The organism is Lacticaseibacillus thailandensis DSM 22698 = JCM 13996, assembly GCF_001312865.1.
In the GTDB taxonomy this organism is placed as follows: Bacteria; Bacillota; Bacilli; order Lactobacillales; family Lactobacillaceae; genus Lacticaseibacillus; species Lacticaseibacillus thailandensis.
Window position 1 is genome coordinate 160,620 of sequence record NZ_BBER01000001.1, and the last position, 14,427, is coordinate 175,046.

15 protein-coding genes and 4 pseudogenes are annotated in these 14,427 nt (G+C 52.6%); all 19 read left to right on the forward strand.

Annotated elements, in window-relative coordinates:
* The first annotated feature begins 10 nt into the window (after positions 1-10).
* The 19 genes and pseudogenes from JCM13996_RS00805 (at position 11) to JCM13996_RS00890 (ending at position 14,339) form a co-directional block, all read left to right on the forward strand.
* Entirely contained in the window at positions 11-676 is a 666-nt protein-coding gene (locus tag JCM13996_RS00805; protein ID WP_054749230.1) for an ABC transporter ATP-binding protein, read from the forward strand.
* Between the two features lie 351 nt (positions 677-1,027).
* Complete coding sequence (locus tag JCM13996_RS00810) at positions 1,028-1,615, forward strand: thymidine kinase (RefSeq protein ID WP_054749231.1); 588 nt, start codon at positions 1,028-1,030, stop codon at positions 1,613-1,615.
* Between the two features lie 2 nt (positions 1,616-1,617).
* Entirely contained in the window at positions 1,618-2,697 is a 1,080-nt protein-coding gene (gene prfA / locus JCM13996_RS00815; RefSeq protein WP_054749232.1) for a peptide chain release factor 1, read from the forward strand.
* Positions 2,690-3,521 (forward strand): annotated as a pseudogene (gene prmC / locus JCM13996_RS00820) (peptide chain release factor N(5)-glutamine methyltransferase). Before prfA ends, prmC begins: the two are co-directional and overlap by 8 nt.
* A gap of 27 nt (positions 3,522-3,548) precedes the next feature.
* A complete protein-coding gene (locus JCM13996_RS00825; RefSeq protein ID WP_054749233.1) occupies positions 3,549-4,565 on the forward strand; it encodes an L-threonylcarbamoyladenylate synthase in 1,017 nt (338 codons plus the stop codon).
* A 90-nt stretch (positions 4,566-4,655) separates the two neighbouring features.
* The gene (upp, locus tag JCM13996_RS00830) at positions 4,656-5,285 is read left to right on the forward strand and encodes a uracil phosphoribosyltransferase (protein ID WP_054749234.1); all 630 of its coding nucleotides are present in this window, start codon (positions 4,656-4,658) and stop codon (positions 5,283-5,285) included.
* Between the two features lie 396 nt (positions 5,286-5,681).
* Complete coding sequence (gene atpB / locus JCM13996_RS00835) at positions 5,682-6,401, forward strand: F0F1 ATP synthase subunit A (protein ID WP_054749235.1); 720 nt, start codon at positions 5,682-5,684, stop codon at positions 6,399-6,401.
* 21 nt (positions 6,402-6,422) lie between these two features.
* Positions 6,423-6,635 (forward strand): F0F1 ATP synthase subunit C, encoded by a 213-nt coding sequence (atpE, locus tag JCM13996_RS00840; RefSeq protein ID WP_054648787.1) that lies wholly within the window; start codon positions 6,423-6,425, stop codon positions 6,633-6,635.
* Between the two features lie 36 nt (positions 6,636-6,671).
* Positions 6,672-7,177: pseudogene (atpF, locus tag JCM13996_RS00845) on the forward strand (F0F1 ATP synthase subunit B).
* Entirely contained in the window at positions 7,178-7,723 is a 546-nt protein-coding gene (gene atpH / locus JCM13996_RS00850) for an ATP synthase F1 subunit delta (protein ID WP_054749236.1), read from the forward strand.
* 21 nt (positions 7,724-7,744) lie between these two features.
* A pseudogene (gene atpA, locus JCM13996_RS00855) lies at positions 7,745-9,276 on the forward strand (F0F1 ATP synthase subunit alpha).
* An 11-nt stretch (positions 9,277-9,287) separates the two neighbouring features.
* Positions 9,288-10,206: pseudogene (locus JCM13996_RS00860) on the forward strand (F0F1 ATP synthase subunit gamma).
* A 33-nt stretch (positions 10,207-10,239) separates the two neighbouring features.
* Positions 10,240-11,664: a F0F1 ATP synthase subunit beta gene (gene atpD / locus JCM13996_RS00865; protein WP_054749237.1), complete on the forward strand. Its 1,425-nt coding sequence runs from the start codon at positions 10,240-10,242 to the stop codon at positions 11,662-11,664.
* An 11-nt stretch (positions 11,665-11,675) separates the two neighbouring features.
* The gene (locus JCM13996_RS00870) at positions 11,676-12,116 is read left to right on the forward strand and encodes a F0F1 ATP synthase subunit epsilon (protein WP_054749238.1); all 441 of its coding nucleotides are present in this window, start codon (positions 11,676-11,678) and stop codon (positions 12,114-12,116) included.
* A gap of 246 nt (positions 12,117-12,362) precedes the next feature.
* Positions 12,363-12,578, forward strand: coding sequence for a DUF1146 family protein (locus JCM13996_RS00875; protein WP_225353393.1), 216 nt, complete (start codon positions 12,363-12,365; stop codon positions 12,576-12,578).
* Positions 12,579-12,659: 81 nt separating this feature from the next.
* Complete coding sequence (locus tag JCM13996_RS00880; RefSeq protein WP_054749239.1) at positions 12,660-13,649, forward strand: rod shape-determining protein; 990 nt, start codon at positions 12,660-12,662, stop codon at positions 13,647-13,649.
* 54 nt (positions 13,650-13,703) lie between these two features.
* Complete coding sequence (locus tag JCM13996_RS10265) at positions 13,704-13,838, forward strand: DNA-directed RNA polymerase subunit beta (RefSeq protein WP_420836018.1); 135 nt, start codon at positions 13,704-13,706, stop codon at positions 13,836-13,838.
* Positions 13,839-13,848: 10 nt separating this feature from the next.
* On the forward strand, positions 13,849-14,118 hold the full coding sequence (yidD, locus tag JCM13996_RS00885) for a membrane protein insertion efficiency factor YidD (RefSeq protein ID WP_054749654.1): 270 nt from the start codon (positions 13,849-13,851) through the stop codon (positions 14,116-14,118).
* A complete protein-coding gene (locus JCM13996_RS00890) occupies positions 14,118-14,339 on the forward strand; it encodes a DUF2969 family protein (protein ID WP_054749240.1) in 222 nt (73 codons plus the stop codon). The genes yidD and JCM13996_RS00890 overlap by 1 nt, the downstream gene beginning before the upstream one ends.
* Positions 14,340-14,427 lie beyond the last annotated feature (88 nt).

The window sequence follows — 14,427 nt, forward strand, 5'->3', positions numbered from 1 at the left end:
AGGTGATGGAATGCTAGAAACCAAGAAGTTAGGTTATTGGTATGGTCATGAGGACGACGCACTCTTTAAGAATGTCACCCTCAGCTTTGATGCTGGCATGTCATATGCGATTGTTGGCCAGTCGGGTTCGGGGAAGACGACGTTCCTGGCGCTGATTTCTGGATTGGATATACCCAAGGCTGGCGTGGTTGAATTCAATGGCCAGGACATTAGCACAGTGGGGCTAACAAAATACCGGCGGCATGACGTTGCAATTGTCTTCCAGTCATACAACTTATTTAACTACATGTCCGCATTGGAAAACCTGATGGTAGCGATGGCCATCACGGGGGCCCAGCACAAGGGTGATAAGGAATTTGCGCGGCAGGTGTTGGCAAAGTTAGGACTGACAGACGAGCAGATGGTGAAGAACGTGCAAAAGCTATCCGGGGGGCAGCAACAGCGTGTGGCGATAGCGCGAACCATGTGTTGTGATGCCCCGTTGGTAGTGGCGGATGAACCAACCGGTAACTTGGACGAACGAAATACGGTTGAGGTGATTGACCTCTTGCAACAGATCGCTCACGAACAGCATAAATGCGTCATTATCGTCACGCACGAAGTGGAGGTAGCAGCGCGGTGTGATGTCACCATTCGGTTAGCGGAGCGGACATTCCGGGTTGAACAGCCAGCATAATGTATACGCAATGGGGCGGCATCAATGTGATGTCGTCCTTTTTATGTTGCTTCATTCTGGAAGTACTGGTGTGATAATTATTACTGGTAGCGATCAACATAGCGGTTAAATTTGGGGAATTTTCACAAACCGGTGTTGATCTTACTAACTGATCCAGCAAGGCAACCAGTTTTGCTGCTGTTCATTCTCGGCATAGTTCTGCAACAGCTGCATGATGGTTGGGGATTGAAGCCGCCGTCTCCAGAGCCATAGTTGTCACAGACACCGGCGACCTGCAACGACGCCCCCTATTTAAATGTAGCCGATAGTTTTGTATACTAGACGGAGTGAAATTTGATGGGAGGCCACAAGATGGCACAGCTTTTCTTCCGCTATGGCTCCATGAACAGCGGTAAAAGTATTGAGATTTTGAAGGTGGCCCACAACTACGAGGAACAGGGTAAGCGGGTCATCCTTATGAATAGCAGTATTGATACACGTTCAGGGGTTGGCCATATTGCCAGTCGTATTGGGCTGGAGCGTGACGCCCACGCGGTTTACCCGGATAGCGACGTGTTTCAAATGGTCAAGGACATCGACGCGGACGCCAGTTGCGTGCTGATTGACGAAGCGCAATTTATGACCAAACAGCAGGTGTATGACTGTGCGCGCGTGGTGGATGAGTTGCACATTCCCGTAATGGCTTTTGGGTTGAAGAACGACTTTCAAAACCACCTGTTTGAGGGTAGTGAAGCCTTGCTGATCTATGCGGATAAAATTGAAGAAATGAAGACCATTTGCTGGTTCTGTGCCAAGAAGGCCACGATGAACTTGCGGGTCAACGATGGGCACCCCGTATATGAGGGGGAGCAGATCATGATGGGTGGTAACGAATCGTACTACCCTGTTTGCCGGAAGCATTATTTTCACCCGCCGTTGAGCGCGCGGGGAGAGGAATAGTTATGGATAAGATTTTTGAACAACTTGACGGGGTGTTAGCCCGTTACGAAGAAATTGAAGAGATGATGGCCGATCCAGAAGTCATCGCTGACACCAAGCGCTTTATGGAAATCTCCAAGGAGGAGGGTTCCATGCGTGACGTGGTCGCCGCCTACAAGAAGTACAAAAAGGTACTCAAGGACATCGACGAAAACGATGAGATCATGCGTGACAGTGATGATCCGGAGCTAGCGGATATGGCCAAGGAAGAACTGGCAGCTGACCGCGAGCAGAAGGCCAAGCTGGAAGACCAGATCAAGGTCATGATGTTGCCGAAGGACCCTAACGATGATAAGAACATCATTATGGAAATCCGTGGCGCTGCTGGTGGGGATGAGGCCAGCCTCTTTGCTGGTGACCTGTTAAATATGTACACGCGTTACGCCGAAAACCAGGGGTGGAATACCGAAGTAATCGATTCTACCCCAACTGAAGTGGGCGGGTACAAAGAAGTGGTCATTATGATCACCGGGAACAACGTGTACTCCAAGTTGAAGTACGAAAACGGAGCGCACCGTGTTCAGCGGGTGCCAGTCACTGAAAGTGCCGGGCGTGTGCACACCAGTACGGCTACGGTGGCGGTAATGCCGGAGTACGAAGAGGTCGATTTCAAACTTGATCCCAAGGATATCCGGACGGATGTTTACCGTTCTAGTGGTGCTGGTGGGCAGCACATTAACAAAACCAGTTCTGCGGTGCGGATGACCCACATTCCTACCGGGATCGTGGTGGCCATGCAAGACCAGCGTTCGCAGCAGCAAAACCGCGTCAAAGCCATGCAGATTTTGACGAGTCGGGTGTACGATTATTACGAAAGCCAGAACGAAGAGGAGTACGCGGCGAAGCGGCGGACGGCCATTGGTTCTGGGGACCGGTCGGAACGGATTCGGACGTATAATTACCCGCAAAACCGGGTGACGGACCACCGTATCGGTTTAACGCTGAATAAGTTGGATAAGATCATGAACGGTGATCTCGACGAAATCATTGCGGCGTTGGTCGTTCAAGATCAGGCTAAGAAGTTGGAGCAGTTGGATGTCTAGAAGTTACGGAGAGGCGTTGCGCGCAGCGGAGCGCCTTTTATCGAGTCATCAAGTGGAACCAGACGGTGCAACGTACGTCTTGACAACGCGACTTAACTGGACGCGGAGTCGGTTGATTTTACATGCACGCGACGTGATCCCACAAGCAGTGGATGACCAGTTACAACGCGACCTGGCGCAGTTGCTAGATAATGTGCCGCCACAGTACGTTGTGGGTCGGGCCCCGTTCTTTGATCACTGGTTTCACGTCACCCCGGCGGTGTTGATTCCGCGCTTTGAAACCGAGGAACTGGTCTCGTGGGTCCTCAGTGACCAGCGGGATGCGCAAAGTGGGTTGGATCTGGGTACGGGCAGTGGGGCCATCGGTATCACGTTAGCGAAGCGGTTGCCGCGGGTGCGGATGACCCTCAGTGACGTGTCGGTGGATGCTTTAGCAGTTTCCCGGGAAAATGCCCGGACGCTGGGAGCAGATGTGCAGCTGGTGCAAAGCGATATGTTTACGGATATTCCGGCACGGTTCGACTTTGTGGTGGCCAACTTGCCGTATATCAGTCACGATGAGGAAAAGGTGATGGACGCCAGCACGCTGGCGTATGAACCGCACCTAGCATTATTTGCGGACAACCACGGGTTGGCGCTGTTTCAGCACTTTTTTTTGGCGCCATCACCGACCATGTACGGCGGGGTGGGGCGGCTTACCTAGAATTCGGGTACCACCAGCAGCCCGCACTAGCCGCATGGTCAGTGTGATGCTACCCAGTGCGACGGCCGAATTTCGGCACGACATGGCGGGTTTGCCGCGCATGCTTAAATTGCAGTTTTAAAGCTGTACTTTATGGAGGTAATTGGCAATGAAGACGACGATGTTTACGCGCGCAACGGTGGCTGATGCCGCCCAGTTATTACGTAACGGTGAGTTAGTGGCGTTTCCGACCGAGACGGTTTACGGACTAGGCGCGGACGCGACGAACGTGACGGCCGTCAAGAAGGTTTACGCCGCTAAGGGTCGCCCCAGTGACAACCCGTTGATCGTGACCGTGGCGGATATTGATACGGTGCGCCGCTTTGCTGACGTCACGCCGGTGGCCGAGCGACTCATGCGTAAGTACTGGCCGGGACCACTGACCATCATTTTGAATATTATCCCGGGGGCACTGGATGCTGCCGTAACGGGTGGCTTGCCGACCGCGGCATTTCGTTGTCCGGATAATGCGGCGACGCGGGAACTGATCAAGTTGTCTGGCAACCCGATCGTAGGGCCGTCTGCCAACCTATCCGGTAAGCCAAGTCCGACGACTGCTCAGCATGTCCTGCACGATATGGATGGACGGATTGCCGGAATTCTGGATGACGGTCCAGCGCGGGTCGGGGTGGAATCGACCATCCTGGATCTGAGTGGTGACACGCCGGCCATTTTACGGCCGGGCTACGTTGATGAGAGCATGTTGGCGGCGGACCTGCAGACGGTCAACACCGACCAGCACCACGTGGGCGCCAACGAAACACCCAAGGCACCGGGGATGAAGTACAAGCATTACGCCCCGGATGCCCAAGTGGTGATTGTGGATCACCAGGTGGACTTCCCGGCAGCCATTAAGTGGGCGCAAGCCGATCCCCGCGCATTTGGGGTGCTGGCGACAGACCAGGTGTTGGCGACGGTGCCCGCGGGGGTGGAAACCTATTCGTTGGGCACCGACCTGGCCAGCGCTACCCGCGACCTGTTTGCCGGCCTGCGTTACTTTGATTTACACCCAGACATCTCGCTGGTTCTGGCGCAGGGTTTTGATCCTGAGGGTCTGGGTGCGGCGTACATGAACCGCATCAACAAGTCCGCCGGTGGGGAACACTTCCCGGTTACCGCACCATAACTTTTTCGGGAGAAGCGGTTTGTATGCTATACTGGTGAGCGGAATAATGGCCTGAGTGGGGCCACGACAAGCAAAGGAGAAAACATAACCATGGCCAAGTTTACGGTTTTAAATCATCCACTAATTCAACACAAATTAACGTTGATTCGCGACAAGCACGTTGGCACCAAGGAATTTCGTGAGGTTGCTAACGAGATTGCCGAGTTGATGGTTTACGAAATCACGCGGGACCTCCCGCTTGAGGACGTTGAGGTCGAGACCCCGATGGGCAAGACGACCCAGAAGCAATTGGCCGGCAAGAAGTTGGCTGTGGTGCCGATTTTACGGGCCGGCCTGGGGATGGTCGACGGGGTGCTGGAACTGATTCCGGCGGCCAAAGTCGGTCACATCGGGATGTACCGTGACGAACAGACCCTGAAGCCACACGAATACTTCGTGAAGATGCCGACCGACATTGATCAGCGAGAGCTCTTGATCGTGGACCCAATGCTCGCTACTGGTGGTTCGGCCATCATGGCCATTGATGCGTTGAAGAAACGCGGCGCGAAGGCAATGAAGTTGGTCGTACTGGTGGCCGCACCTGAAGGGGTCAAAGCCGTTCAGGAAAAGCATCCTGACGTTGAGATCTACGCAGCTGCGTTGGATGACCACCTAACTGATACTGGCTACATCTTCCCTGGTTTGGGCGACGCTGGTGACCGGTTGTTTGGTACCAAATAATTTACATGCAGAGCAAGGTGAGCTGACCTACAGTGAGCTCACCTTGCTTTTTGCCTTTAGGTGGGCATCGCCAGGGAACGTAAAGCCCCCGCATATGAGGGTGACGTAACGTTGCGTAAACAACTTTTTAATACCCACTTGCCCCGCAATTGTTGATTTTCACGGTCTGCAAACTTTATGAAAGCCGTCATTATGCGGCCGGTGACGCTTTCATTCCAAATTGGAGTGAAAGCCGACATGATAAGGAATTCCTTTTGTCTTTTCCATCTGAAGGTGATAGAGTAAGCATTGTATTTTGAGTGCTTGTGCGCTGTCAAATACAATGTAGATACATACGCTGTACCCCTGTGACAACGTGTGCCAGTTAATTAAATAAAGAAGGAGGAGGTGAATTCTGTGAACGATAAGTATCCGTACCTATCGATTGGCGGTTTGCGCTTCAACCTCGCGAACGACATTCCGGTGCTCATTGCTGCCATTGTGGTTTTTGCGTTGGTGTTCTACCTGTCGCGTAAACCGACTCTGCGTCCAAAGGGTCGGCAGAACGTGCTGGAATGGCTCATCGACTTCACGAACGGGATTGTGCGTAGCGCGATGCCTGGTGAAGAGGGTTCAACGTTCCAATTGTTTATCTTTGTCATGTTCTTATTTGTATTCATGGCTAACCAGTTGGGACTCTTCATTGATGTGAACGTCCATGACGTGACCTGGTTCCATTCCCCAACTGCCAGTCCACTGATCACCATGACGCTGGCCATGATGGTGTTGGTACTGGCCCACTACTTTGGGGTTGCTCGCCACGGCTTTAAGGGTTACCTGAAGGGCTATGTTAGCCCGATGCCGATGCTTGCTCCCATCAACTTACTAGAAGAGTTCACGAACTTCATGACTCTGGCCTTACGTCTGTATGGGAATATCTTTGCCGGCGAAGTGCTGATCATGCTGATTCGGAACATGGCGCTATCTGGTAAGTTTGCAATCTTGTCATTCCCACTTGGCTTCTTGGCCGAAATGGCTTGGCAAGGGTTCTCAGTATTCATTGGTAGTATCCAAGCATATATTTTTGTTACGCTCGGATCCGTATACATTTCCAACAAGGTTTTGTCTGAAGAATAGGATTTTAGGAGGAATTTTCACATGAACTACATCGCTGCATCAATCGCCGCCGGCCTCGCCGCTTTGGCCGCATCTTATGGTAACGGCCACGTTATTAGCAAGACTATTGAAAGTATGGCACGTCAGCCTGAATTGTCCGGTCAGTTCCGTAGTACGATGTTTATCGGTGTTGGTCTGATCGAAGCCGTGCCGATCATCGCTATCGCTATTTCTTTCCTGCTGCTGTTCCAATAGGATTTTTAAGCACGCAGACGAAAGGAAGTGGCACAGATGTTGCATGGAATGATTTTTGCCGCCGCTGGACTTGAAGTGGGCGACATGCTGTTCGACCTGGCCACGTTCATTGTGCTGATGATTCTCGTGGGTAAGTTTGCCTGGGGCCCGTCACTAAGATGATGGCTAAGCGTCAGGACAAGATTACCGGCGATTTGGATTACGCGGATAAGGCGAAGAGTGATGCAGATAAACTGCTCGCTCAACGTCAATCTGAACTGCAAAACACGCAGGCAGAAGCCGTTAGCATCGTGAACACCGCTAAGGCCAATGGTCAGAAGCAAAGCAAGGCCATTGTCGAAGCAGCACACAAGGACGCTGCCGACCTGAAGACGAAGGCTGCTGCAGAGATTGCGCAGTCCAAGCAGGACGCCCTTAACGGTGCCCGTGATCAGGTGGCGGACCTCTCCATCACTATCGCCAGCAAGATTATCGGCAAGGAGCTGAAGGCTGAAGATCAGCAGACGCTTATTGACGATTACATCAAAGGGCTGGGTGATTAGATGGCACTGACAAATGCGATTGTGGCACCCCGTTATGGGGCAGCATTGTTTGAACTGACGGCTGCTGACGGCACGACTCAGGAGGTGCAGACTGAGCTGCACGCCTTAGACCAGGTCTTTAACGAGAACCCCGGCCTGATGGATGCCCTGATTGGGCCCGAGTTGAAGTTGAACGTCAAGCAGGACATCGTGGGGGAACTCACCACTGGTGCATTACCGGTGGTTGCGCGCCTCGTACAAATGGCCTTTAACTATGGTCGCATTGCCGCATTGCCGGCCATCGTGGCTGACTTTGACGAACGCATTAGTGCGGACGCCGGTCAGATTACGGGGACGGCGACTACGGCTGTGCCGTTGTCAGCTGCACAAACTGAACGCTTGGCCGCCGCGGTGGCTCACCGTTTAGGGGTTGCGCACGCCGAATTGAACAATGTTGTGGACGCTAACGTAATTGGTGGTGTCCGGGTGCAGGCAGCAAACTACGTGATTGACGGAACGGTACAACACCGGATCGATCAGATTCGCGCAACGTTGCTCACCCATTAGAAATAGTGAAGAGGTGAAGTCATGGCTATCAAAGCAGAAGAAATTAGCACGCTGATCAAACAGCAGCTAGCAAACTACAAAGACGACCTCGATGTTGCTGAGGTCGGGACTGTCACCTACGTTGGTGATGGTATCGCCCGTGCACACGGGCTCGATAACGCCATGGCCAGTGAACTGTTGGAATTTGAGAATGGTTCATATGGTATGGCGCAGAACCTTGAAACAAATGATGTCGGGATTATCATCCTGGGTGATTTTGACGGTATTCGTGAAGGCGACACGGTCAAGCGGACTGGTCGCATCATGGAAGTATCCGTGGGTGAACAACTCATTGGGCGTGTCGTGAACACTCTGGGTCAGCCAGTCGATGGCCAAGGCGACATCAAGACCGACAAGACCCGGCCGGTGGAAGTCAAAGCTCCCGGGGTTATGCAGCGGCAGTCCGTTACGGAACCACTGCAAACTGGCTCAAGGCCGTTGACGCCTTGGTCCCAATTGGTCGTGGCCAACGTGAATTGATTATCGGTGACCGTAAAACTGGTAAAACCAGTATCGCCATCGATACCATCATCAACCAAAAGGGCCAGGATATGATTTGTATCTACGTTGCGATCGGGCAAAAGGACTCCACCGTCCGTGCCCAGGTTGAAACGCTGCGCAAGTACGGTGCGATGGATTACACCATCGTGCTAACAGCTGGTCCTTCTGAACCTGCACCGATGCTGTACTTGGCACCATATGCCGGTACTGCTATGGGTGAAGAGTTCATGTACAACGGGAAGCAAGTATTGATCGTGTACGATGACCTGACTAAGCAGGCCGCCGCCTACCGTGAAATTTCCTTGCTGCTCCGTCGGCCACCAGCACGTGAAGCCTACCCTGGTGACATTTTCTACACGCACTCCCGTCTGTTGGAGCGTAGTGCCAAGCTGAGTGACGAATTGGGTGGTGGTTCAATGACTGCTTTGCCAATTATCGAAACCCAGGCTGGTGACGTTTCGGCGTACATTCCTACTAACGTTATCAGTATCACCGACGGACAAATCTTCTTACAGAGTGATTTGTTCTACGCTGGTACGCGTCCAGCCATTGATGCCGGGACTTCAGTTTCCCGTGTTGGTGGTGACGCCCAGTTGAAAGCGATGAAGAAGGTTTCCGGTACGTTACGTCTGGACTTGGCTAGTTTCCGTGAACTGGAAGCCTTTAGTCAGTTCGGGTCTGACCTGGATGCGGCGACGCAGGCCAAGTTGAATCGTGGTCGCCGGACGGTTGAAGTCTTGAAGCAGCCTGTTCACGCGCCATTGTCCGTAGAAAAGCAGGTCTTGGTACTGTATGCCTTGACTCACGGCTTCATGGACGACGTACCGGTCGATGATATTAGTCGGTTCCAGAGTGAACTGTTCGATTACTTCGACACGAATGCGGCCGATTTGGAACAGTCCATCAAGGAAACCGGCAAGTTACCGGATACTGACAAGATGGATGCGGTGATGAAGGCTTTTGCTGCCGGCTTTACCGCATCGCAGGCTGAAACTGCAACTTCCACTAACTAGGGGGTGAGCAGATGGCTGAATCTTTAATTGATATTAAGCGGCGCATTTCCTCAACGAAGAAAACTCGGCAAATCACCGTGGCCATGCAAATGGTCAGTGGGGCCAAGTTATCCAAAATTGAGAAAAAGGCGGTTGCTTACCAGGTCTACGCGAACAAGATTCGCGCAACCGTGACCCATTTGGCGCAAGCTCAATTACTGAGCATGGAGGCCAATCAGGACGCGGGCAAGGGTGACGGGCAAAAAGTGCGCGTCGCTGACCTGTTACAACGGCGTGAAGTGAAGAAGACTGGTTACTTGGTTATCACCAGTGACCGTGGCCTGGTGGGTGGCTACAACAGTAACGCCCTCAAGGCCATGATGCAGGTGATCGAACAGGACCACAAGGACAAGGACCACTACGCCATTATGGCGATTGGTGGTGTGGGCGCCGACTTCTTTAAGGCACGTGGCATGAATGTCGCCTACGAATATCGGGGCGTTTCTGATATTCCCACCTTCAATGAGGTGCGCGAAATCGTCAAGACTGCGGTAACAATGTTTGATAACGAGGTCTTTGATGAGTTGTACGTTTGCTACAACCACCATGTGAACTCTTTGACTTCGGCCTTCCGGGTGGAAAAAAATGTTACCAATCAGCGATCTTGATCCGTCTGAAGTGGCGGACAGCCCGATTCAGTATGACGCTGAGCCGAGTGTGGACGCCGTCCTTGATGTCGTGTTGCCACAGTATGCGGAAAGCTTAATTTTTGGTGCCATTATTGACGCCAAGACGGCGGAACATGCTGCGTCGACGACGGCGATGAAGAGTGCTTCAGATAATGCTAAAGATTTGATTGATGGTTTGTCGCTGCAGTATAACCGTGCACGACAAGCAGCCATCACCACGGAGTTGACCGAAATTACCGGTGCAACTGCCGCGATTGAGTAACAACCACAAATAATTGCGGGGAGGACAGCATAATTGAGTAATACTACAGGTAAAATCGTGCAAGTGATCGGACCTGTCGTCGACGTGGCCTTTCCCATCGATGGCGACTTGCCAAAGATCAACAACGCACTCGAAGTCACTAACAACCAGGGGCAGACGGTCGTCGTCGAAGTTGCCGTTGAGTTAGGTGACGGCGTGATGCGGGCCATTGCGATGGCCAGCACGGACGGTTTGCAGCGAGGCATGGAGGTTCGCGACACCGGGGCATCGATTTCCGTACCCGTTGGTGATGATACTTTGGGCCGCGTGTTCAACGTGCTCGGCGAACCAATTGATGATGGACCGAAGTTCGGCCCTGACCACGAACGCAACAGTATCCACCGGGATGCGCCAGCCTTTGAGGACTTGAGTACGAGTTCTGAAATTCTGGAAACGGGGATCAAAGTTATTGACCTGCTCGAACCATACTTGCGGGGTGGTAAAGTTGGTCTGTTCGGTGGTGCCGGTGTTGGGAAGACCGTTCTGATTCAGGAACTGATTCACAACATTGCCGAAGAGCACGGTGGTTTGTCCGTGTTCACTGGTGTCGGTGAACGGACGCGTGAAGGTAACGACCTTTACTTTGAAATGAAGGAATCTGGTGTCTTGAAGAACACCGCCATGGTCTTCGGGCAGATGAACGAGTCCCCTGGTGCACGTATGCGTGTGGCTTTAACGGGTTTGACCATCGCCGAATACTTCCGTGACGTGAAGGGCCAGGACGTGTTGCTATTTATCGACAACATCTTCCGCTTTACCCAAGCCGGGTCCGAAGTTTCTGCGCTGCTCGGGCGGTTGCCTAGTGCCGTTGGTTATCAGCCAACGCTGGCTACCGAAATGGGTCAGTTGCAGGAACGGATTACATCCACTAAGAAGGGCTCCGTTACCTCCATCCAGGCCGTTTACGTGCCTGCCGATGACTACACCGACCCTGCACCTGCCACGATTTTTGCTCACTTGGACGCTACCACCAACCTGGAACGGCGCCTGACGCAAATGGGTATCTACCCAGCCGTGGACCCACTGGCTTCCACTTCTAGTGCCTTGACCCCTGAAATTGTCGGTCAGGAGCACTACGATGTGGCCATGCAGGTACAGCAGGTACTGCAACGGTACAACGAATTGCAGGACATCATCTCAATTCTGGGTATGGACGAACTGTCCGACGAAGAAAAGACGATCGTTGCCCGTGCACGTCGGATCCAGTTCTTCTTGAGCCAAAGCTTCTCCGTGGCCGAACGTTTCACTGGCTTGCCAGGGAAGTACGTGCCGGTTAAGGAAACCGTCGAGGGCTTCAAGGAAATCCTTGAAGGCCGTTACGACGATTACCCAGAAGATGCATTCCGTCTGGTGGGTAACATTGACGACATGAAGGCGAAGGCCAAGGAAATGGGCTACGACCCAGATAGCAAGGATTAGGGGGGATTCGTATGGCTGACGAGCAACAGGATGTGTTGACCGTTAACATCGTGACCCCAGATGGCGTTGTGTATGATCACCGGGCCAAACTGGTGGTTGTGCGTGCTGTTGATGGTGATTTAGGGATCATGGCGAACCACGAACCAATCGTGGCGCCACTACAGATTGGGGAGGTCCGCGTGCAGCGGGTCGATGAACCTAATCATGAAAACCGAATCGCCGTTAACGGTGGTTTCATGGAAGTAGCTGATAACGTTGCGTCCATCGTCGCTGACTCCGCGGAACGTGCGCGGGACATTGACCTCAGTCGTGCTGAGGCTGCCCGTGAACGTGCGGAGCACAAGATTGAAACCGCCAAGCAGGCGCACAATACGGATGACCTGGCGCGGGCTCAAGTGGCTTTGCGGCGGGCAATCAACCGGATCAACGTTAAGCGTGATGCTCAGCACTAGCACAACGTCAACGACGGTTAGCTGAGGCTGCGCCTGCATGGTGTGGTCCCGGACCGTATTGACAGTATAAGCACTAATCGACCCGGACCAGTAGTCATCTTTGACCACTGATCCGGGTTTATTTTGTGCTACGGGGAGTTTTGCTGCCACCGGCACCTAACTTAAGGGAATATTTATGCAAACGCGCCCGCCAGCGCTTTAGTGTTGGGTGCGTTTTTGGTATTATGGTACGCGGAGGATTTTATAATGGATACTTCTTTAGGTCTCAACGCCGCTTTCACCTTTATGTCACACTTGGTATTTATCATTATGTCTTGGCGACTGCTGATCGTGTTGCGTTTTGATAAAATCCTCAAACCCAACCGTGTAAATGAGTCGCGGTTATTGTTGTTTTTTTATCGCTGTTGCCTTGGGTTACCTCGTGTCATCATGCTTTTTGTCACTGGTCCAGGCAGCGCGTAACCTGTTTTACTTACTATAAAAGTCGCCACGCAACGTATGTTATAATGTGACGAGTAAACATCTGAGGGGAGAACATTTTTCATGGCTAGAGACATTGGGATTGATTTAGGGACGGCGAACGTCCTGATCAACGTCAAAGGAAAGGGCATCGTCCTGAATGAACCGTCCGTGGTTGCCGTCGACACGCAATCAGGGAAGGTAGTTGCGGTGGGAACGGAAGCCTATAAAATGGTCGGCCGGACACCCGGTAACATTCGGTCCATTCGGCCGTTGAAGGACGGTGTCATTGCCGACTTTGATATTACTGAGGCAATGCTGGAGTACTTCATCAACAAACTGAACGTCAAGGGCTTTATGAGCAAGCCGAATATTTTGATTTGTGCACCAACCAACATCACGTCCATCGAGCAGAAGGCCATTATCGAAGCGGCTGAAAAGTCCGGCGGCGGTAAGGTGTACCTGGAATTTGAACCCAAAGTTGCGGCCGTGGGTGCTGGCCTGGATATTTTCCAGCCTCAAGGCAACATGATTATTGATATCGGTGGTGGGACCTCAGATGTCGCCGTTCTCTCCATGGGCGAAATTGTCACCAGCCGGTCTCTACGCTTGGCGGGGGACAAGATGGATGCTTCCATCGTCAGCTACGTGAAGAATAAGCACAAGTTGTTGATTGGTGAACACACTGCCGAACAGTTGAAGATCAACATCGGTGCCGTATACCAGGCGGACGAGAAGCAGACGATGCAGGTGCGTGGGCGTGATATCGCCACCGGGTTACCCCGTGAGGTCGAAGTGACGTCTGTGGAGCTCCAAGAAGCCCTCAGTGACGTGATGGCTTCGATCATTGCCGCCGCTAAGGAAGTTCTCGAAATGACGCCCCCAGAGCTGTCCGCGGACATTATTGACCGTGGTGTGATGTTGACCGGTGGTGGAGCGCTCCTGAACGGTATTTCGCAACTGTTCGCGTCCGAATTACACGTGCCCGTTTTGACTGCCGAGGACCCTTTGGATGCGGTGGCCTTGGGCACGGGGGTGCTGTTAGACAACATTCAGCACCACAAGCAGTATTAAACTAGGTGATAAACTTTGTTGAAAACAGATGCTATTAAGCGGTTCGGTGCCCGGTTGCTCATTGGGGCCGGTATTTGCATTATTTTGCTGATAGTAGGATCCATGATTGGTTACGCAATTGGCGGCGGTAACCCGTTCGCCGTGTTTGTGCCGAGCACCTGGACGCATATTGGTAAGTTTTTGGAGTGAGGTGTTGGTTTTGCGGTGGTTACTAACCAAGTTAATTCGGGGCTACCAGCGGTTTATTTCGCCCCTGTTGCCGGCGTCGTGCCGGTATTACCCGACCTGTAGCCACTATGCCATCACCGCAATCGGCCGCTTTGGGGCGCTACGGGGTTCGTTAATGGCTGCAGCGCGAATCTTGCGCTGTAACCCGCTGGTGCCGGGGGGGATTGATTATGTCCCAGCGCACTTTAGCTTGCGGCGTAACCGGGCGACGATGGACAATCAGGCAAGTGGGGTTAAGTAATGAGTAAAGAAACAAAGGTGAAACTGACCATGACTGATGAGCAACGTGATGGTCAGTCCGTGTCGGTCCTGAGTATGGGCCAACAGGAATTGGGGTACGTCCGTCCTGATGGTGACCGCTTCGTTGCGGTAGTGAGTGCAGGGGCGGAGACCGACCGTTTTCGGAATGAAGATGACGCTGTTAACTTTTTGATTGCAACGTTTCACCTCCACCAACACTAGTATTTAGTTAAAGGGGGTCAGTGCGTGGCCACTGATAACGACAAAGAGCAACAACAGCAGGGTGATCGCATTGACTACGGTATCATCC

Bases quoted from the DNA above. Each gene is read 5' to 3' on its own strand.
- JCM13996_RS00805 (WP_054749230.1), top strand. From the start codon at position 11: ATGCTAGAAACCAAGAAGTTAGGTTATTGGTATGGTCATGAGGACGAC.
- JCM13996_RS00810 (WP_054749231.1), top strand. From the start codon at position 1,028: ATGGCACAGCTTTTCTTCCGCTATGGCTCCATGAACAGCGGTAAAAGT.
- prfA (WP_054749232.1), top strand. From the start codon at position 1,618: ATGGATAAGATTTTTGAACAACTTGACGGGGTGTTAGCCCGTTACGAA.
- JCM13996_RS00825 (WP_054749233.1), top strand. From the start codon at position 3,549: ATGAAGACGACGATGTTTACGCGCGCAACGGTGGCTGATGCCGCCCAG.
- upp (WP_054749234.1), top strand. From the start codon at position 4,656: ATGGCCAAGTTTACGGTTTTAAATCATCCACTAATTCAACACAAATTA.
- atpE (WP_054648787.1), top strand. From the start codon at position 6,423: ATGAACTACATCGCTGCATCAATCGCCGCCGGCCTCGCCGCTTTGGCC.
- atpH (WP_054749236.1), top strand. From the start codon at position 7,178: ATGGCACTGACAAATGCGATTGTGGCACCCCGTTATGGGGCAGCATTG.
- JCM13996_RS00870 (WP_054749238.1), top strand. From the start codon at position 11,676: ATGGCTGACGAGCAACAGGATGTGTTGACCGTTAACATCGTGACCCCA.
- JCM13996_RS00875 (WP_225353393.1), top strand. From the start codon at position 12,363: ATGGATACTTCTTTAGGTCTCAACGCCGCTTTCACCTTTATGTCACAC.
- JCM13996_RS00880 (WP_054749239.1), top strand. From the start codon at position 12,660: ATGGCTAGAGACATTGGGATTGATTTAGGGACGGCGAACGTCCTGATC.
- JCM13996_RS00890 (WP_054749240.1), top strand. From the start codon at position 14,118: ATGAGTAAAGAAACAAAGGTGAAACTGACCATGACTGATGAGCAACGT.